General features: G+C 67.8%; 18 protein-coding genes and 2 tRNA genes. 18 read left to right on the top strand and 2 right to left on the bottom strand.

Going from position 1 to position 19,365, the window contains the following annotated elements:
• The first annotated feature begins 45 nt into the window (after positions 1-45).
• The 11 genes from ccmA (at position 46) to AC5P74_RS04820 (ending at position 8,540) form a co-directional block, all read left to right on the top strand.
• Positions 46-789 carry a heme ABC exporter ATP-binding protein CcmA gene (gene ccmA, locus AC5P74_RS04870; RefSeq protein ID WP_495222451.1) on the top strand — a complete coding sequence of 248 codons (744 nt, stop codon included), beginning with the start codon at positions 46-48 and terminating at the stop codon, positions 787-789.
• Complete coding sequence (gene ccmB, locus AC5P74_RS04865) at positions 786-1,481, top strand: heme exporter protein CcmB (RefSeq protein ID WP_006456616.1); 696 nt, start codon at positions 786-788, stop codon at positions 1,479-1,481. The genes ccmA and ccmB overlap by 4 nt, the downstream gene beginning before the upstream one ends.
• 43 nt (positions 1,482-1,524) lie before the next feature.
• Positions 1,525-2,295: a heme ABC transporter permease CcmC gene (gene ccmC / locus AC5P74_RS04860; protein ID WP_033832945.1), complete on the top strand. Its 771-nt coding sequence runs from the start codon at positions 1,525-1,527 to the stop codon at positions 2,293-2,295.
• Entirely contained in the window at positions 2,292-2,480 is a 189-nt protein-coding gene (locus AC5P74_RS04855; protein WP_005417652.1) for a heme exporter protein CcmD, read from the top strand. The genes ccmC and AC5P74_RS04855 overlap by 4 nt, the downstream gene beginning before the upstream one ends.
• A complete protein-coding gene (ccmE, locus tag AC5P74_RS04850; RefSeq protein ID WP_372483991.1) occupies positions 2,477-2,938 on the top strand; it encodes a cytochrome c maturation protein CcmE in 462 nt (153 codons plus the stop codon). The genes AC5P74_RS04855 and ccmE overlap by 4 nt, the downstream gene beginning before the upstream one ends.
• A complete protein-coding gene (locus tag AC5P74_RS04845) occupies positions 2,939-4,858 on the top strand; it encodes a heme lyase CcmF/NrfE family subunit (RefSeq protein WP_495204846.1) in 1,920 nt (639 codons plus the stop codon).
• Positions 4,859-4,866: 8 nt separating this feature from the next.
• Entirely contained in the window at positions 4,867-5,484 is a 618-nt protein-coding gene (locus tag AC5P74_RS04840) for a DsbE family thiol:disulfide interchange protein (protein WP_053497870.1), read from the top strand.
• Positions 5,485-5,488: 4 nt separating this feature from the next.
• Entirely contained in the window at positions 5,489-5,938 is a 450-nt protein-coding gene (locus AC5P74_RS04835; protein ID WP_053497872.1) for a cytochrome c-type biogenesis protein, read from the top strand.
• Complete coding sequence (locus tag AC5P74_RS04830; RefSeq protein WP_495204847.1) at positions 5,932-6,921, top strand: tetratricopeptide repeat protein; 990 nt, start codon at positions 5,932-5,934, stop codon at positions 6,919-6,921. The genes AC5P74_RS04835 and AC5P74_RS04830 overlap by 7 nt, the downstream gene beginning before the upstream one ends.
• Positions 6,922-7,082: 161 nt before the next feature.
• Positions 7,083-8,195, top strand: a complete 1,113-nt coding sequence (gene metX, locus AC5P74_RS04825) for a homoserine O-acetyltransferase MetX (RefSeq protein ID WP_053501041.1) — start codon at positions 7,083-7,085, stop codon at positions 8,193-8,195.
• On the top strand, positions 8,196-8,540 hold the full coding sequence (locus AC5P74_RS04820; protein WP_053501039.1) for a DUF1294 domain-containing protein: 345 nt from the start codon (positions 8,196-8,198) through the stop codon (positions 8,538-8,540).
• 98 nt (positions 8,541-8,638) lie between these two features.
• Here the strand turns inward: AC5P74_RS04820 and cydC are convergent, their stop codons facing one another.
• Entirely contained in the window at positions 8,639-10,312 is a 1,674-nt protein-coding gene (gene cydC, locus AC5P74_RS04815) for a thiol reductant ABC exporter subunit CydC (RefSeq protein WP_495204848.1), read from the bottom strand.
• Positions 10,309-12,054, bottom strand: coding sequence for a thiol reductant ABC exporter subunit CydD (gene cydD, locus AC5P74_RS04810; protein ID WP_253135276.1), 1,746 nt, complete (start codon positions 12,052-12,054; stop codon positions 10,309-10,311). Before cydD ends, cydC begins: the two co-directional genes overlap by 4 nt.
• A gap of 228 nt (positions 12,055-12,282) precedes the next feature.
• Between cydD and AC5P74_RS04805 the strand changes: the two genes are divergently transcribed.
• The 7 genes from AC5P74_RS04805 to pgaA all read left to right on the top strand — a co-directional run bounded on the left by AC5P74_RS04805 (position 12,283) and on the right by pgaA (position 19,364).
• Positions 12,283-13,872, top strand: a complete 1,590-nt coding sequence (locus tag AC5P74_RS04805; protein ID WP_053501033.1) for a cytochrome ubiquinol oxidase subunit I — start codon at positions 12,283-12,285, stop codon at positions 13,870-13,872.
• Between the two features lie 15 nt (positions 13,873-13,887).
• A complete protein-coding gene (gene cydB / locus AC5P74_RS04800; protein ID WP_053501030.1) occupies positions 13,888-15,039 on the top strand; it encodes a cytochrome d ubiquinol oxidase subunit II in 1,152 nt (383 codons plus the stop codon).
• A gap of 58 nt (positions 15,040-15,097) precedes the next feature.
• A complete protein-coding gene (gene cydX / locus AC5P74_RS04795) occupies positions 15,098-15,214 on the top strand; it encodes a cytochrome bd-I oxidase subunit CydX (protein WP_171957269.1) in 117 nt (38 codons plus the stop codon).
• 55 nt (positions 15,215-15,269) lie between these two features.
• Positions 15,270-15,346: transfer RNA gene (locus tag AC5P74_RS04790), tRNA-Pro, on the top strand.
• Positions 15,347-15,486: 140 nt separating this feature from the next.
• Positions 15,487-15,563: transfer RNA gene (locus AC5P74_RS04785), tRNA-Pro, on the top strand.
• A gap of 224 nt (positions 15,564-15,787) precedes the next feature.
• Positions 15,788-16,993 (top strand): CynX/NimT family MFS transporter, encoded by a 1,206-nt coding sequence (locus AC5P74_RS04780; protein WP_065178262.1) that lies wholly within the window; start codon positions 15,788-15,790, stop codon positions 16,991-16,993.
• 343 nt (positions 16,994-17,336) lie between these two features.
• The gene (gene pgaA, locus AC5P74_RS04775) at positions 17,337-19,364 is read left to right on the top strand and encodes a poly-beta-1,6 N-acetyl-D-glucosamine export porin PgaA (protein WP_329842348.1); all 2,028 of its coding nucleotides are present in this window, start codon (positions 17,337-17,339) and stop codon (positions 19,362-19,364) included.
• Position 19,365: the final 1 nt, after the last annotated feature.

Here is a 19,365-nt window from a genome sequence, read left to right as displayed (position 1 = left end):
CGAAATCCACGCTGCGACTGTGGGTTCAGCCGGTAGCGCCGGGTCATGCCCGGCGGCTCTTTGCATATGCCTTGCGGCCGCCGGGCATGGCCCGGCGCTACCGGGACAGCATTCACCGCTACAATTGCCGCCGCACTCCGGCATGAAGACCTTTGCCCCTTGAACACCCCTGCATTGCTGGCCGCCAGCGGCCTGAGCTTCTCCCGCAATGACGAGCCGGTGTTCGGCCCGCTGGACTTCCATGTGGACGCCGGCGAAGCCCTGCTGGTGCAGGGTGGCAACGGCGCCGGCAAGACCACCCTGCTGCGCGTGCTGGCCGGCCTGGCCCGGCCCGGCGCCGGCCAGGTGCGGATCGACGGCAAGCCCGCCAGCAATGCCGAGCGCGCGCGCTATGTCGCCTATCTCAGCCACCTGCCGGCCCTGAAGCCGGACCTCGGCACGCTGGAAAACCTGCATTTCCTGTGTGGCCTGCACGGCCGCCGTGCGCGCCAGATGCCCGGCAACGCGCTGGCCATCGTCGGCCTGGCCGGCTATGAGGACACCCTGGTACGACATCTGTCGGCCGGACAGAAGCGGCGGCTGGCACTGGCGCGCATCTGGCTGTCGCCGGCGCCGCTGTGGCTGCTCGACGAACCCTATGCCAACCTCGACCTGGAGGGCATCACCCTGGTCAACCGGATGATCTCGGCGCACCTGCGCGCCGGTGGCGCTGCGCTGGTCACCACCCACGGCGCCTACGCCGCACCGCCGGTGCGTACCCGCCAGCTCGACCTCGGCGGTGCCGCATGATCGCGCCGGGCACCGAACCGGGCCTGTGGCAGACCGCAGGCGCCCTGCTCAAGCGCGACCTGCGCCTGCTCTGGCGCCGCCGCGGCGACGCATTGCAGCCGCTGCTGTTCGCGGTGCTGGTGGTGGTGCTGTTCGCGCTGGCCCAGGGTCGTGAGCCACAACTGCTGGCCGCCACCGCCGGCGCGGTGCTGTGGCTGGCCGTGCTGCTGGCGGGACAGCTGTCGCTGGATTCGCTGTTCCGTTCCGACGCCGAAGATGGCTCGCTGGAACAGTGGCTGCTGGCGCCGGTGCCGCTGGCCTGGCTGGTACTGGTGCGCGTGCTGCTGCACTGGGCCACCACGGCACTGCCGCTGATCGTGGTCAGCCCGCTGCTGGCCGAAATGCTGCATCTGCCGCATGACCAGCTGCCGATGTTGCTGGCATCGTTGCTGCTGGGAACGCCGTTGCTGAGCCTGATCGGTGGCGTGGTCGCTGCACTGACCGTTGGCATCCGGCGCTCTGGTATTCTCGTGGCGTTGCTGTCGTTGCCGCTGTACGTGCCGGTGCTGGTGTTCGGCGCAGGCAGCCTGGCGGCAGCCGGGCGCGGGCAGGATCCGGTCGGTGCGCTGCTGATGCTGGGCGCCGGCCTGCTGGTCGCGCTGGTGCTGGCGCCGCTGGCCACCGCCGCTGCAATACGTATTTCTCTGAGTTGACCGAGCTGAGAGCCAATCCACCCCTGCTGGATAGCCGCCACGCATGAATCCGATTGTCCGCTGGTTCCACCAACTCGGTTCGCCTCCCACGTTCGACCGTTTCGCTGCCCGCTGGTCGCGGGTGTTCTACCTCGCCGCAGTGCCGGTGCTGCTGGTCGGCATGTGGCAGGCGCTGCTGGTGGTGCCGCCGGAAGCCAAGCAGCTGGACAGCTTCCGCATCCTCTACATCCACGTCCCCAGTGCCTGGATGAGCCTGTTCGTGTTCGCGCTGATGGCGCTGTATGCCGCGATCGCGCTGATCTGGCGGATCAAGGTCTGCGAGATCCTGGCCATGGCCTGCGCGCCGATGGGCGCCGGCTTCACCCTCATCACCCTGCTGACCGGCAGCATCTGGGGCAAGGGCACCTGGGGCACCTGGTGGGACTGGGACCCGCGCATGACCAGCGAACTGGTACTGCTGTTCCTGTACCTGGGCGTGATCGGCCTGTACCACGCCATCGAAGACCGCCGCAGCGCCGCGCGCGCCGCTGGCCTGCTGGCCATTGTAGGTGTCAGCCTGCTGCCGGTGATCCGCTATTCGGTGGACTGGTGGGGCGGCCTGCACCAGCGCCAGTCGATCAACGTGTTCGGTGAATCGGCGATCAGCAGCGCGATGATCGCGCCGCTGTGGTGGATGGTGATCGGCACCAAATTCTGGTTCGCCGGTTCGGTGCTGGCCAAGGCCCGCGCCGACAATCTCGACCGCGAGGCCGGCAAGGCCTGGGTCGGCGGCCGTGTCGATGCCGCGCGCGCCTCCCGGGAGGCCCAGCCATGACCCACCTGCCCTATGTGATCGGCGCCTACGCCGTATTCGTGCTGGTACTCAGCGCCGATGCCCTCGGTTCGTGGCTGCGCCTGCGCGTGGCGCGCCGGCTGGCACTGGCCCGCCAGCAGCGGCAGCAGACCCGCGCTGGCAGGCAGGACGCGGCGACGACGCTGTCGACGGAGCTGGAACGATGACCCCGGTGCAGCGTCGCCGCCTGGTGTGGGTGCTGCTGACCCTGCTCGCCTCCGGCCTGGCCACCGCGCTGGTGGCGATGGCGCTGGAGCGCAACATCGCCTACCTGTACACCCCTTCGGAAGTGCTGCGCGGCGATGTCGATGCACAGTCGCGTTTCCGCTTGGGCGGCATGGTGGTGAAGGGCTCCTTCAACCGCCCGGTGGGCTCGCTGGAGGCGCGCTTCGAGGTGACCGACGGCGATGCACAGCTGGCGGTGACCACCTCGCGGATCCTGCCGGACATGTTCGCCGAAGGCACCGCGGTGGTCGCCAGTGGCCGCCTGCAGGACGGTGTCTTCGTCGCCGACGAAGTGCTGGCCAAGCACGATGAGAAGTACGTGCCGAAGGAAGTGGCCGACAAGATGGGCGATGCCCATCGCAAGCACGACGTGCCGGTGACGGCCCCCGAGGTGCGCTGAGTGCTGCCCGAACTGGGTCAGATCCTGCTGTTGTGTGCGTTGCTGGCCTCGCTGCTGCAGGCCGGCCTGCCGCTGGTCGGTGCGCATCGCAACAATGCGGCATGGATGGCAGTGGCGCGGCCTGCCGCCTTCGCGCAGCTGCTGCTGTTGGCCGGCGCCTTCGCGGTGCTGACCGCCGCGTTCGTGCAGCAGGATTTCTCGGTGCGCTACGTGGCCGAGAACTCCAATTCGCTGCTGCCGCTGATCTATCGCTATTCGGCGGTGTGGGGCGCGCATGAGGGCTCGCTGCTGATGTGGGCGCTGGTGCTGGCATTGTGGACCGGCGCGGTGGCGCTGTTCTCGCGGCACCTGCCGGCACCGGTGCAGGCGCGCGTGCTGGCAGTGATGGGCGTGGTCAGCGTCGGCTTTCTCGCCTTCCTGATCTTCACCTCCAATCCGTTCCTGCGCCTGAACCCGGCGCCGCTGGAAGGCCGCGACCTCAACCCGCTGCTGCAGGACCCGGGGCTGATCATCCATCCGCCGATGCTGTACCTGGGCTACGTAGGCTTCGCGGTGCCCTTCGCCTTCGCGGTTGCCGCGCTGCTGGAAGGTCGCGTGGATGCGCGCTGGCTGCGCTGGACGCGGCCGTGGACCAACGTCGCCTGGGGCTTTTTGACCCTGGGCATCGCACTGGGCAGCTGGTGGGCCTACTACGAGCTGGGTTGGGGCGGCTGGTGGTTCTGGGACCCGGTGGAAAATGCCAGCTTCATGCCGTGGCTGGTCGGTGCGGCATTGATCCATTCGCAGGCCGTCACTGAAAAGCGCGGCACCTTCGGCAGCTGGACCCTGCTGCTGGCGATCGCCGCGTTCGCGCTGTCGCTGCTGGGCACCTTCCTGGTGCGCTCGGGCGTGCTGACCAGCGTGCATTCGTTCGCTGCCGATCCTTCGCGCGGCCTGTTCATCCTGGTGTTCCTGTCGGTGCTGGTCGGTGGCAGCCTGCTGCTGTACGCGCTGCGGGCCAGCCAGCTGAGCGTGGACGCCGAGGACCCACGTCGTGGCTTCACCGCCACCTCGCGCGAGACCCTGCTGCTGGCCAACAACCTGCTGCTGGCCACCGCCTGCGCGATGGTACTGCTCGGCACGCTGTACCCGCTGCTGGCCGATGCGCTGTCGCTGGGCAAGATCTCGGTCGGCCCGCCCTACTTCGGCAGCCTGTTCCTGCTGCTGATGGCGCCGATGATCCTGTTGCTGCCGTTCGGCCCGCTGGTGAAATGGCAGCGTGACCAGCCCTCGCGCGCCTTCGCGTTGCTGGCACCCTGGCTGGGCCTGTCGCTGCTGCTGGGCGCGCTGGCCTGGTGGCAGGCACCGCAGAATGGCTGGAAGGCCGGCATCGGCGTCGCCGCTGCGGCCTGGGTCGCACTCGGCACCGGGCGCTTCGTCTGGCAGCGCCTGCGTGGCAATGGCCGCTTCACCGCCGAAATGCTCGGCATGATCGTCGCCCACGCCGGCATCGCCGTGTTCCTGGCCGGTGCGCTGCTGGTGGAAACGCTGAACGTGCAACGCGAAGTGGCGCTGGCGCCTGGCCAGCAGCTGGTGATCGGTCGCCACGAAGTGCGCTTCGAGGGCGTGGACCATCGCGAAGGCCCCAACTTCATCGCCGACCGCGGCCACCTGCGCGTGTTCCTCGACGGCCGCGAGCTGGCCCTGCTGCATCCGGAGAAGCGCCAGTACGCCAGCGGCGGCCAGGTGATGACCGAGGCCGGCATCGATGCACGCTTCGACGGCGATGTCTACGTGGCATTGGGCGAGCCGCTGGGCAACAATGCATGGGCGGTACGGGTGCACATCAAGCCGTTCGTGCGCTGGATCTGGCTGGGCGCGCTGCTGATGGCCCTGGGCGGATTCATCACCGCCGCCGACCGCCGTTTCCGTCGTCCGTAGGAGTTCCCATGTCCGAGTCCCCCGCCCCGCGCCCCTCCCGCCCGCTGCCGCCGGTAGCCATCGTGATCGGCGTGCTGTTCTTCTTCGGCCTGCTCGGGCTGATGATCTACGGGGTGATGAAATCGGGCGACCCGCAGCGCGACGTGCTGCCGTCGGCCCTGATCGACAAGCCGGCGCCGGCGTTCGCGCTGCCGGTATTGCATGACCCGGAAATGATCGTACACAGCGACGACCTGCGCGGTGCGCCCTATCTGCTGAACGTCTGGGGCAGCTGGTGCGCGGCCTGCCGCGAAGAACATCCGGTGCTGACCCGCTTTGCCGAGAGCAAGCGCGTGCGCGTGATCGGCTACAACTGGAAGGATGATCCGAAGGACGCGCTGCACTGGCTGGAACAGCTGGGCAACCCGTTCATGGTGGTGCTCAGTGACGTCGAGGGCCGCACCGCGATCGACTGGGGCGTGACCGCCGCACCGGAGACGTTCCTGGTCGATGGCAGTGGCATCGTGCGCTGGAAGTACAGTGGCGCGATGACCCAGCGCGTGGTCGACGAGAAGCTGATCCCGGCACTGCAGAAGATCGAGAAGGCCCAGGGCAGTGCCGGCAACACCCTGCATACGGCGCCCTGAGCCGATGCGCTGGCTGCTGGCGCTGCTGCTCCTGATGGTGCCGCTGGCCGCGCTGGCCCAGCAGCCGCTGCACGATCCGCAGCCGCTGCAGTTCCGCGATGATGCCGAGGAACGCCGCTTCCATGACCTGGCCGCGCAGCTGCGCTGCGTGCAGTGCCAGAACCAGTCGCTGGCCGATTCCAATGCGCAGATCGCGCAGGACCTGCGCCGCGAGGTGCTGCAGCTGATGCAGCAGGGCCACGACGACGCACAGATCAAGCAGTTCCTGGTCGCCCGCTACGGTGAGTTCGTGCTCTATCAACCACCGTTGCAGCCGGGCACCTGGCTGCTGTGGGGCGGTCCCCTGCTGATGCTCGGCGCCGGTGCACTGGTGGTGCTGGGCATCGTCCGCCGACGTGGACGCACCGTCGGCGCGGCACCGGCCGGCAAGGCCGATGAAGGAGACGAATGGTGAACCATTGGCTGCCGGTGCTGGCCGGCCTGGTTGCTGCGCTGATGGCAGCACTGGTGCTGTGGCCGTTGCGCCACCAAGGTCGTCGCGGTTTCGTGGTCGGCGTGTTCGCACTGGGCGTGGCCGGTGCCTGCCTGTACCTGCTGGTCGGTGATCCGCGTGCAGCACAGGTGCAGCCGACGCCGTCGGTAGCCACCCTGCGCGATGGCGTGCAGGCCCTGCAGGATGCACTGGAGCGCGACCCTCAGCGTGCCGATGGCTGGGCATTGCTCGGGCGTTCGCAGGCCGAACTGGGCAATGCCTCAGCTGCGGCAGACGCCTTCGCGAAGGCCGCCGAATTGGCACCGGATGATCCGGGCGTGCTGGTGGAAGCCGCGCAGGCGCGCGCGCAGGCTGATGCCGGCAAGCAGTTCGACGACACCGCGATGGCCTGGTTGCAGCAGGCACGTACACAGGCCCCCGACGCCGAGCGCGCCAGCTGGCTGCTGGGCATCGCCCTGCGGCAGCGCGGAAAGAACGCCGAGGCTGCGGACGTGTGGAGCGGCCTGCTGCCGCGACTGGAACCGGGTGCCGCGCGGGCGCTGCAGGCGCAGATCGCGATTGCCCGCGAGGCCGCTGGCCAGGCGCCCGATGCTGGCGCTGCGGCGCCAGCGGCGCTGCTGCAGGTGCGCGTGCAGCTGCCGGCACTGAAGAACGCCGACTGGCCAGCCAGCACCCAGGTGTTCGTACTGGCGCGCGCCGTGGATGGACCGCCGATGCCGGTGGCCGCTCGCAAGCTGCCGCTGGCCGGCTTCCCGGCCACGGTTGCGCTGGGCGACGGTGACAGTCCGATGCCAACCGCACCGCTGTCGGCCCATCGCGAAGTGGAAGTGCTGGCACGCATCTCGCGCAGCGGCAGCGCTAACCGCAGCGAGGATGACCTGCAGAGCGTTCCGGTGAAGGTAAGCCTGCCGCATGAAGGCGTGGTGGAACTGCGGTTTCCCTGACCTGTAGAGCCGAGCCCATGCTCGGCTGCCAAATGCCAGGAAACCAACGGCAGCCGAGCATGGGCTCGGCTCTACAGTAGATCCACGCCATGCGTGGATACGGGCACCGATGGAAGCCAGCGTGTCGCCAGCTCCACATGCGGCCCCGCTAGAATGCCCGCATGACTGAATTCATCCCGCCCGGCACCCGCTTCCACGCTCTGCCCTCGCCCTTCCCGTTCAAGCGCGGTGGCGCCCTGCATGGCGCACGGGTGGCCTACGAGACCTGGGGAACGCTGGCCGCCGATGCCAGCAATGCGATCCTGATCGTGACCGGCCTGTCGCCGGATGCGCATGCGGCGGCCAACGAGGCCAACCCGGCACCGGGCTGGTGGGAAGCGATGGTTGGCCCCGGCAAGCCGATCGATACCAACCGCTGGTTCGTGGTGTGCGTGAATTCGCTGGGCAGCTGCAAGGGCTCGACCGGCCCCGCTTCGCTCAACCCGGCCACGGGCGAACCGTATCGCCTGGGCTTCCCCGAGCTGTCGGTCGAAGACGGCGCCCGCGCCGCCGTCGACGTCGTGCGTGCACTGGGCATCGAGCGACTGGCCTGCGTGGTCGGCAACTCGATGGGCGGCATGACGGCCCTTGCCATCCTGATGCTGCATCCGGGCATCGCGCGCAGCCACGTCAACATTTCCGGCAGCGCGCAGGCGTTGCCGTTCTCGATCGCCATCCGCTCGCTTCAGCGCGAGGCGATCCGCCTTGACCCGCGCTGGAATGGCGGCCACTACGACGATGCCGAGTACCCCGAGTCCGGCATGCGCATGGCGCGCAAGCTGGGCGTGATCACCTACCGCTCCGCACTGGAGTGGGATGGCCGCTTCGGCCGCGTACGGCTGGATTCGGACCAGACCGACGACGATCCGTTCGGCCTGGAATTCCAGGTGGAAAGCTATCTGGAAGGCCACGCACGGCGCTTCGTGCGTTTCTTCGATCCGAACTGCTACCTGTACCTGAGCCGCTCGATGGACTGGTTCGACCTGGCCGAGTATGCCGACGGCGACGTGCTGGCCGGGCTCGCGAAGATCCGGGTGGGGAAGGCGCTGGCGATCGGCGCCAACACCGACATCCTGTTCCCCGTGCAGCAGCAGCAACAGATTGCCGATGGCCTGCGCGCCGGCGGTGCCGATGCGCACTTCATCGGCCTGGAATCGCCGCAGGGCCACGACGCCTTCCTCGTCGATTTCGAGCGTTTCGGCCCGGCCGTGCGCGGCTTCCTCGACGCGCTGTAAGTGGCGTGGCGGCGTAATCTCGCGCTGGCTGCTTTCGGCGCGTTGGCTGCATTGATGATCAGCGGCGTGCTGCCGCTGTGGCTGGGTGGGTGGTGCCTGCTCGCCAGCGCGGTGTCGTTCGGCCTCTATGGCCATGACAAGCGCGCGGCGCAGCGAAAGCAGTGGCGGATTCCCGAACGCACGCTGCAGCTGCTGGCGTTCGCCGGCGGCTGGCCCGGCGCGCTGCTGGGCCAGGCGATGTTCCGCCACAAGCATCGCAAGGCCGCGTTCCAATGGGTGTTCTGGCTGTGCGTGCTGGCCAACGTGGCCTCGATCGCGGTACTGCTGCGCGAGTTCTCGCGGTAACCGTTCGAATGGGTAGTGCCGGCCGCTGGCCGGCAACGTCATGATGTTCGACGCGGATGCGTGGTTGCCGGCCAGCGGCCGGCACTACCGGGGTGTTTTCACGCTTCGCGCTCCAACACCCCATCACGCAACCGGTACTGCGCATCGACCACGCCTTCGGGCAGGTCGTCGTGGGTGATCATCAACAGGCTGCGCCCGTCCAGCAACCCGGAGAGATCCTGCAGCAGCGCACGTGCGGTATCCACGTCCAACCCTTCGGTTGGTTCGTCCAGCAGCAGGATCGGCGCGTTGCGCAGCAGTGCCCGCGCCAGCGCCAGCCGTCGCGCCTGGCCGGCCGACATCGTCGCGCCGTTCTCGCCCACCCAGGCCTGCAGGCCACCGTTGCGCTCGGCCCAGTCGCCCAGGCGCACGCGACGGAGGACCGCCCACAAGGCGGCGTCGCTGGCATCGGGATCGCCCAACCGCAGGTTTTCTGCCACGCTGCCGGCAAACACCGGTGCGTTCTGTGGCAGCCACGCCAGTTGCTGGTGCCACTCAGCCTGGGCGACGTCGCGCAGATCGCGGCCACCATAGGTGATTCGCCCCTGCTGCGGATCCCACAGCCGCAGCAGCAGGCTGGACAGCGTGGTCTTGCCACTGCCGCTGTCGCCGCGGATGGCAATGCGTTCGCCTGGCGCCAGGGTCAGCTGGAGGCCGGTCAGCACCGGCCGCGCCGCGCCCGGCCACTGGAAATGCACATCGTCCCAATGCACGCGCGCGGCTTGCGGCACCGGCTGTGGCACCTGCGGATCGTCCACCGTCGGCGGTTGCTCGATGATTGCCTGCAGGCGATCGGCGGCAATGCGCCCGGACTGCAGCGACTGCCAGGCCAGGCCCATGCCGGCCCACAGTTCGATCAACGCCACGGTCAGGAACACGAGGCCCGCCGCCATCTCCGGCGCAATGCGCTGCTGTTCGGCGGCGGACAGGGCCAGCGCCAGCATCGCCACCAGGCCCAGCCCCGCCACCAGGCCGTGCAGGGTCGAGGCCGCGATCAGGCGCCAACGGCGGCGGCGGTCGCGCGAGGCCAGCTGCTTGGCTGCCACGCGCACCTTCAGCTGCCACGCGGCATCGGCATGCAGCGCGGCCAGATCTCCCGCCCCTTCCAACCCTTCAAAGGCCGCGGTGCGCAATGCGGCGCGATGCGCGGCGCGGTCGGCTTCTTCCTCATCGTGGCCCCGCACGCCCAGCCACGGCACGCCCAAGGCGATCAGCAGCGCCAGTACCGCCAGCAGGACTGCCGCCGACGGCAGGATCAGCGCAGCCGATGCAACCGCCACCACCGACAGCGCACCCAGCGCCACCAGCGGCCCGATCGCCCGTACCAGCAGGCCATCCACTTCGCCGATGTCGCCCAGCAGGCGCGCCAGCAGCTCCCCGGTGCGCGTAGCCCCCAGCCGTGCCGGCGCCAGTGGCAGCGCGCGGCGGAAGAACCAGACGCGCAGATCGCGGGCGATGCGCAGGGTGGCATCGTGGCCCACCAGCTTTTCGAAGTAGCGCGACACGATGCGCGCCAGGGTCAGCCCGCGGATACCCGCAGACGGCGAGAAGAAATTGAATCCCTGCCCCAGGCCTGCGGCACCGGCCAGCGCGGCCGCGGTGAGGAAACCACCGGACAGGCCCAGCAATGCAGTGCCGGCCAGCATCGTGGTCCACAACAACAGGATCGTCAGCAACAGGCGCGGACGATGGCGCAGGAACACCGCGCGCAGCGAATCGGGCGAACGGCTCATGCGCGCACCGCCTGTGCCGGTTCCACCAGGCGGCCTTCCGGCAACAGCAGGCAACGATCGGCCCAGGCGATCACCGCCGGGCTGTGGGTGGCGACCACCACGCTGCGGCCACGTGCATATGCCGCCAGGCTGCGCAGCAATGCCGCTTCGGTATCGGCATCCAGGAACGCGGTGGGTTCGTCCAGCAGCAGCACCTGCGGATCACGCAGCAGGAGACGGGCCAGGCCGATGCGACGCGCCTCACCACCGGACAGGCCGAAGCCACGTTCGCCGATCACCGTATCCAGCCCCTGCGGCAGGCGCTGCGCAAACTGCAATACCTGCGAAGCCTCGGCCACCGCGCGCAGGCGCGCATCGCTGGCGCCGGGATCGGCCAAGCGCAGGTTGTCGGCGATGCTGCCGTGGAACAGGTACGGACGCTGGCTGGCATAGGCCACCTGCACGCCGGGACGCACCTGCAGCTTGCCGGCACGCGGTGGCAGCCAACCGGCCAGCGCCTCCAGCAACGTACTCTTGCCGGCACCGCTGGGACCGACCAGGGCCAGGCGCTGGCCCGGTTCCAGCAGCACGTCCAGATCCTGCAGCACATCGTGCGGCGCGCCCAGCGGACGCAGCACCAGCCCCTGTGCCCGCAGCGGCGGCAGCGCGGCCTCGGCCGGTTCCACCGCCAGCGGCGCAGCTTCGTTCTCGATCAGGCCCTGCTCATCGGGCAGCGACTGCAGCAGGCGCTCCACCTCGGCAGCGGCAGCCAGGGCATTGGCACGGTCGTGGTAGTGCGCGGCCAGCCGTCGCAGCGGCGCATAGAATTCCGGCGCCAGCAGCAGGCAGAACAGTCCCGCCCCCAGCGTCGGTACCGCTGCATGCAGCGACATCATGCCCAGATAGCTCAGCCCGAGGTACAGGGCGACCATCGCCACGCTGACCGAGGCGAAGAACTCCAGCACCGTGGACGACAGGAAAGCGATGCGCAGAACCTTCAGGGTGCGCACGCGCACGCCTTCGGCAGCTGCCTCGATCCCCTCCAGCTCAGCCTCGCCGCGGCCATACAGGCGCAGCAGGCCCAGGCCCTTGATGCGATCGGCGAAATGGCCGCTCATCCGCGCCAGCTCACCCAGCTGCGCGCGGCCGGCCGCTTCGGCCCCCCAGCCCACCAGCATCATGAAGAACGGTACCAACGGTGCAGTGAACAGCAGGATCAGCGCCACCACCCAGTCGACCCAGGCTACGGCGGCCAGGATCAGCAGCGGCACCACCACCACTTCGGTGCGTACCGGCAGGAAACCGCTGTAATAGCTCTCGATCGCATCAGCGTGATGCAGCATCAGTTCGCCCAGTTCGCCGGTGCGGCGCTGGCGCAGCCACAGCGGCCCATGGCCAAGCAGGCGTCCGAACACGCGTTCACGCAGGGCCAACCGCGCGGCATCGGCCACATCACCGGCGGCGGCCTGGGTGGCGCTGCCCAGCAGCGTGCGCGCCACCAGGATCGCCGCCAGACCGCCCAGCACCGGCAACCCCGAGGCCAGCGGCGCGCGCTCCACCAGCACCTGCTGCACCAGCCAGGCGATGGCGGCCGCCTGGCCGATCAACAGGGCACCGGACAGGCTGATGCACAGTGCCGCCAGCCGCTGGCGGCCTCGAGCAGGCCGCGCCAGATCGGCCAGCCACGCGCTGCGGGCGCGCCGCTGGCGGGTCGTTTCGGCGTCCTGGGACAGGGCGGCGGAGGAGGTTTCGGCAGCGCTCAAGGGGTCTTCACGGGCAACGGGGGAGACACGGCATTGTAGGCGCAGGCAATGGCCGGCCTCTGCGGCCAGCAGTCGCAGTCTTCATCAGGTTGGCATACGATCAACCGGGGCACCTGTTCATACATTGATCTGGATCAAGGCTGTTTGAAGTAGTCGGTCACATCATTCACGTCGTAGACCACCCTTCCCGCCACCTGCAACGGCACTATCCAACGAGGTAGCCAGGCCATGATTGATCAGACAGTCGTAGAACTGTCGCGGCTGCAATTCGCGCTGACCGCGATGTACCACTTCCTATTCGTACCGCTCACCCTCGGCCTGTCCTTCATGGTGGCCATCATGGAGAGCGTGTACGTGATGACCGGCAAGGAGATCTGGCGCAGGATGACCCTGTTCTGGGGCGTCCTGTTCGGCATCAACTTCGCCATGGGCGTCGCCACCGGCATCGTCATGGAATTCCAGTTCGGCATGAACTGGTCCTACTACAGCCACTACGTCGGTGACATCTTCGGTGCGCCGCTGGCCATCGAAGGCCTGATGGCCTTCTTCCTGGAAGCCACCTTCGTCGGCCTGTTCTTCTTCGGCTGGAACCGCCTGACCAAGGTCAAGCACCTGATGGTGACCTGGCTGATGGCGCTGGGTACCAACCTGTCGGCGATCTGGATCCTGGTCGCCAACGGCTGGATGCAGAACCCGACCGGTGCGGTGTTCAACCCGGAAACCATGCGCATGGAAGTGGTCGACTTCATGGCGGTGGTGTTCAACCCGGTGGCGCAGGCCAAGTTCGTGCACACCGTCAGCGCCGGTTATGTGACCGGTGCGGTGTTCGTGATGGCGATCAGCGCCCTGTTCCTGCTGCGCAACAAGCACAAGGACCTGGCCCGTCGTTCGTTCGCGGTGGCCGCAGCGTTCGGCCTGCTGTCCTCGCTGTCGGTGGTGGTGCTGGGTGACGAGAGCGGTTACGCCGCCAGTGAACACCAGAAGATGAAGCTGGCCGCGATCGAAGCGATGTGGGAGACCGAGCGTGCGCCGGCCGACTTCACCGCCTTCGGCATCCCGAACCAGGACACCCACCAGAACGACTACGCGGTGAAGATCCCGTACCTGATGGGCCTGATCGCCACCCGTTCGTTGAACCAGCCGATTCCGGGCATCCTGGAACTGGTCGAGCGCGCCGAACACCGCGTGCGCGGTGGCCAGCTCGCCTACGGCGCGCTGGAACGCCTGCGTGCGAACAAGAACGACGTGGAAGCGCGCGAGATGTTCGACCGCCACTGGCAGGACCTGGGCCACGGCCTGCTGCTCAAGCGCTATCGCGATGACATCCTCAACGCCACCCCGCAGGAAATCTCGCAGGCGGCGATGGACACGGTGCCGCGCGTGATGCCGCTGTTCTGGACCTTCCGCGTGATGGCCGGCCTGGGGTTCTACCTGATCGCCTTCTTCGCGCTGGCGTTCTACTACTCGTGCCGCAACAACTTCCAGGACAAGCGCTGGTTCCTCAAGCTGGCCCTGTGGACGCTGCCGGCACCGTGGATCGCGATCGAGTGCGGCTGGTTCGTCGCCGAATACGGCCGCCAGCCGTGGGCGGTCGATGGCGTGCTGCCGACCTTCTATGCGGCATCGGGCCTGGCCCTGCATGAAATCGTGCTGACCCTGGCCGGCTTCACCGCGATCTACACCGCGCTGATCGTGGTCGAGATCAAGCTGATGCTCAAGGCGATCCGCAAGGGGCCGGACGAACTGCTGCCGTCGCTGCAGTCGCCCCAGCCGCATGCTTCCCACAATGCCTCGGCGCCGGCCGCCGGCCAGGCCTGAGGCAGGAGAACCAAGATGGATTTCATTCTTCTGGACTACACCACGCTGCGCGTGATCTGGTGGCTGCTGCTCGGCATCCTGCTGATCGGCTTCGCCGTGATGGATGGTTTCGACCTGGGCGTGGGCACCCTGCTGCCCTTCGTCGCCCGCACTGATGCCGAGCGCCGCCGGGTGATCAACACCATCGGCCCGGTCTGGGAAGGCAACCAGGTGTGGCTGATCCTGGGTGGCGGCGCGATCTTCGCCGCCTGGCCGCCGCTGTATGCGGTCAGCTTCTCCGGGTTCTACCTGGCGATGTTCGTGATCCTGTTCGCCCTGATCCTGCGTCCGGTCGGCTTCAAGTTCCGCAGCAAGATGCCCAGCGAACGCTGGCGCAACACCTGGGACTGGGCGCTGTTCATTGGTGGCTTCATTCCCGCACTGATCATGGGCGTGGCCGTGGGCAACGTGCTGTTGGGCGTTCCGTTCCATTTCGATGACAGCATGCGCATCTTCTACACCGGCTCGTTCTTCGGCCTGCTGATGCCCTTCGCGCTGCTGGCCGGCCTGCTCAGCGTCTCGATGCTGGTCGCCCACGGTGCGGCCATGCTGGTGATCAAGACCGACGGCCCGGTGGCCGAGCGTGCGGCCCGCTTCGGCAGCATCGCGGCAATCATCGCCTTCGTGCTGTTCGCAGTGGGTGGCGCCTGGGTGGCCTTCGGCCTGCCGGGTTACCAGATCACCTCGCAGGTGGTTACCGATGGCGCCACCAATCCGCTGCTGAAGACCGCCGAACTCGGCGCCGCCGGTGGCTGGATGCGCAACTACAGCGCGATGCCGGCCACGATCCTGGCCCCGCTGCTCGGCCTGGCGGGTCTGCTGGCCAGTGCGGTGCTGCTGCGTGCCCGTCGTGGTGGCCTGGCCTTCATCGCCTCCGGTGCGGCCATCGCCGGCATCATCCTGACCGTCGGCTTCGCCATCTTCCCGTTCCTGCTGCCGTCCTCGAGCCAGCCCACCTCCAGCCTGACCGTGTGGGATGCCTCGTCCAGCCACCTGACCCTGTGGATCATGCTGCTGGCCACGGCGGTGTTCCTGCCGATCATCCTCGCCTACACCACCTGGGTGTACCGCGTGCTGAAGGGCAAGACCACCACCGAAGAGATGGGCAACAACCCGAACGCGTATTGATTGCTTGCACGAGTGCCGACCAACGGTCGGCACCTACCCGGAATGAAGGAGACTGATCATGTGGTATTTCGCCTGGATTCTCGGTGCCGGCCTTGCTTCGACGGTGGCCATCCTCAACGGCATGTGGTTCGAAGCCCGCGAGCAGAACCGCGTCGAGAAGGAAAATCGTCACTGAGCCGTAAAAAAACCTTGCCGCCCTGGCCTTCACACGGTATCTTAGGCGGCTCCTTCGGGGTGTAGCTCAGTCTGGTAGAGCGCTACGTTCGGGACGTAGAGGTCGCAGGTTCGAATCCTGTCTCCCCGACCACTCACGTGGTCGCATTGAAGCCTGGTGAAGTCATCCAGGCTTTTTTGTTCCCTGAGGTGGCACTGCTTCGGCAGTGTGAAGAAAACAGCATTCACCCCTTGCCGCCATCGGGGTGAATCGCTAGAATAGGCGGATCCCTTCGGGGTGTAGCTCAGTCTGGTAGAGCGCTACGTTCGGGACGTAGAGGTCGCAGGTTCGAATCCTGTCTCCCCGACCACTTCGGTGGTCACCAAGAAGCCTGGAAGACATCACTGTCCTCCGGGTTTTTTTGTACCCGGCGCCAGGCCGCCCGCATGACGGGACCTTGCCGGGGCGCACACGTACAATGGCCGCGCTGCCGGCCCACCTGCAGCCACCACTCCCCCACCTGCCGCTTCGGCGTAGACCGATGCCGGCGCTGCATGCCATTGCCGCGGCGTGCGACACCTGCAAGGACCACCGATGAGTTCCTCCACTTCCGATTCGCCGTCGCTGCTGCACGGGCGCGTGCTGGCTTTCGCCGCCATCCTGCTGGCAGCGATCAACCTGCGCACCGCAGTAACGTCGATCACGCCCCTGCTGGACGTGCTCGGCCAGCAGTTCGGCTTCGGTACCACCATGACCGGCGTACTGGGCATGCTGCCGACCGCCTCGTTCGCGCTGTTCGGCGTGGCCACGCCGGCACTGGCGCGGCGCCTGGGCCTGGAACGCACTACGCTGCTGGCAATGCTGATGGCGATGGCCGGCCTGCTGCTGCGCTCCAGCGCCGGCAACGTCGGCACGCTGCTGCTGGGCTCGGTAATCGCGCTGGCCGGCATGGGCATCGGCAACGTGGTGGTGCCGCCGCTGGTGAAGCGTTACTTCGCCAACAAGGTCGGCACCATGAGCACGCTCTACATCAGCGTGCTGCAGCTGGGCACGATGCTGCCGGCGCTACTGGCAGTACCGGTGGCCAACGCTGCAGGCTGGCGCGTGTCGCTGGGCATGTGGGCGCTGCTTGCACTGGCCGCCGCGCTGCCGTGGCTGGTGCTGGCCAGGCGCGCACCGAAACCGCTGGCCGATGCCGCCGATCCCACCGCGCAGCCGCACGGAAAGGTCTGGCGCACGTCGCTGGGCTGGAGCATGACGCTGATGTTCGGCATGACCTCGCTGATGACCTATTCGATGTTCACCTGGCTGCCGCGCATCGTGGTCGAGGCCGGTGGCACGCCTGCATTCGGTGGCGTGATGGTAGCGGTGTTCTCGGCACTGGGCCTGCTGCCGTCACTGGTCATTCCATCGATGGCGGTACGCATGCAGAACCCGTTCCCGCTGGTGCTGATCGGCTTCTTCTCGTTCGTGATCGCCTTCACCGGGCTGCTGCTGGCGCCGATGAAGGCTCCCCTGCTGTGGGCCTGCCTGCTCGGCGTCGGCCCGTCCACCTTCCCGCTGGCGCTGACCCTGATCAACCTGCGCACCCGCACCCCGGCCGGCTCGGCCGCGCTGTCGGGCTTCATGCAGGGCGTGGGCTACAGCTTCAGCTGCCTGGGCCCGTTCCTGGTCGGCTGGCTGCATACCGTCAGCAATGGCTGGACGCTCCCGTTCAGCTTCCTGTTCGGCTGCGCCACCCTGATGCTGTGCGCCTCGTGGGTCGCCTGCAAGCCCCGCAAGCTGGAAGATCTCTGGTAGCCCGGCCGGGGCCGCCAGACGGCCCCGCCTACCGCTCGTCAGACACCGGGGAAATTTTGACGCCGGACTGACAATTGCGGGCGGATAGTGCCCACGAATGCCCTTCCTTGCCGCGTGCCGGCATCGGGCATGGGGGCGGCGGCGCCGCCCAGGCCACCACTCGGTGCGCGGGGGACTCTCGTTTCAGACAAGACATTGCAGGTCGCTGTCCGGGTTGTATCCGTCTTCGCTGGGCGGGAATGCACGAAGGGAGTGACGCGGGCCACGGTCACGCCAAGCACTGGCATGTGATTTGCGTCACATTTTCACAGGTTGTCTGGTTCGGAAGCCAAGGGGGTCCCCAATGGTTGTCCACCGCCGGCTGGCGCTCTGCGTCGGCCTCGCATGTACCGCTCTGGCCTGGGCCAGCAGCGCGGCTCCGTCCGACCGCGACGCGGCCCTGGCCGAGATCGGCCGCTACCGCGACCAGGCCCGCTGGCTGGATGCGCTCGGCGCAATCGAGCGCGCCAGCCAGCAGCAGCCCAACGACGATCTGCTGTTCAAGCTGCGCGTGCTGACCCTGGGCGACATCGGCAATGCCTGGCGCGCCTGGGAGCTGTACCAGCAGCGGCCGCAGCTGTTCGACGACGCCCAGAAGCAGCGCCTGGAAGGCGACTACCTGGCCAAACTCGTGGTCTGGAGCCTGGCCTACAGCAGCAGCGAGGACAGCCGCCTGGAAGAAGCCGAATCGACCCTGGCGCGCATGCAGCGCTACATCGGCGGCGAAGGCACCCCGCCCTCGCAGGCGCCACTGCGCATCCGCATGGACCGGCTGATCCTGCTCAACCGGCTGGGCCGCCATGCGCAGGTCCGCGAGGAAGCACGAGCCCTGCAGGCCGAAGGCCATACCCTGCCCGACTACGTGCTGCCTGCCGTGGGCGATTCGTTGATGGGCACCCTGCACCCGGAAGAAGCCATTCCCGTACTGCAGGCAGCCGTCGCTGGCGATCCGGCGCGCGACGCCTCACATTCGGAACTGGCCTACGCCTACCTGGAAAGCGAGCAGCAGGAAAAAGCGATCGACCTGCTGCAGGCATGGCGCGACAAGGAGCCGGCGTGGCGCTGGAGCAATGGCAAATCACCGTACGCGAACTGGTCACGCTACGAGGCCGATCTCAACCTGGCAATGGTGCGCGCTTACAGCGGCGACCTGGTCACCGCGCAGCACGAGCTGGAGTCGATGGTGGACATCGCACCCGGCAACGGAGGCCTGCAGAGTGCGCTGGGCAGCGTCTACATGATGCGCGGCTGGCCACGCAGGGCGCTGCAGCGGCAGCAGATGGCACACGTGCTGGACCCGCGTGACATCGAACCGCGACTGGGCATGGAAGAGGCCTACGTCGCCCTGCAGCGCGACGACCTGGCGCGGCCGCTGCACGATGACCTGGTCGCACGCTATCCCACCCAACCGGCTGTCGAACGCATGGACCAGGCCTGGCGTGCGCATCGCGGCTGGCAGCTGAAGGCATGGACCGACATCGGCCGCAGCTCCGGTGGCGGTGGCACCTCGCCACTGGGCAACAACGATCGCCACTATGGTGTGGAAGTGGAGACACCGATCCTTGATGACCGCTGGCGTTTGTTCGCCCTGGCCGACCGGCGCTCGACCGATTTCCAGGACCAGCGCATCGATCCCCTGTGGCTGGGTGCGGGCGTGCGCTACCGCTTCGGGCAGCTGGATGCGGAAGCGGCCGTCCTGCGCGCCAACGACCACATCGGCGATACCGGCCTGCGGGTCGGCATCGGCTGGCAGTTCAACGATTACTGGCACGCCGGCCTGGTGGCCGCGCGCAATGATCCAGATGCCTCGATGCAGGCACGCGCGGCCGGCATCACCGCCGACAGCGTGAGCGCACAGGTGGACTACCGGCGCAGCGAGCTCACCCATTGGATGCTCGGTGCCAGCCGCTTCCGCTACGACGACGGCAACCATCGCGAACTGTTCAGCACCAGCATTGAACAGCGCCTGTTGACCCGCCCGCGCTGGCTGCTCGATGGCCTGGCCAGTGCCTATACCAGCCGCGGCAGCCGCGACGACGCGCCCTACTTCAATCCAAAGCGCGACCGCATGGTCGAGATCGGCCTGCGCATCGACCAGCAGCTGTGGCGTCACTACGAGCGCCACTTCCGGCACCGGCTGACCGTCTCGCTGGGTGACTACTGGCAGGACGGTTTCGGCAGTGCGCTGGTGCCGACGGTGTCCTACATGCACGAGTGGCAGCTGGGCCCGGGCCGCGTGCTCGAATACGGCGTGCGCTGGTCGCGGCCGGTCTACGACGGCCACCGCGAGCGTCATATCGGCTTCGAAGCCGCACTGCGCTGGGGAGACTGAC

Source organism: Stenotrophomonas sp. YJH_SMC_94-11 (assembly GCF_059370435.1).
The sequence above is the reverse complement of the archived record's forward strand: the minus strand, read 5'-3'. Positions and strand labels throughout refer to the sequence as shown.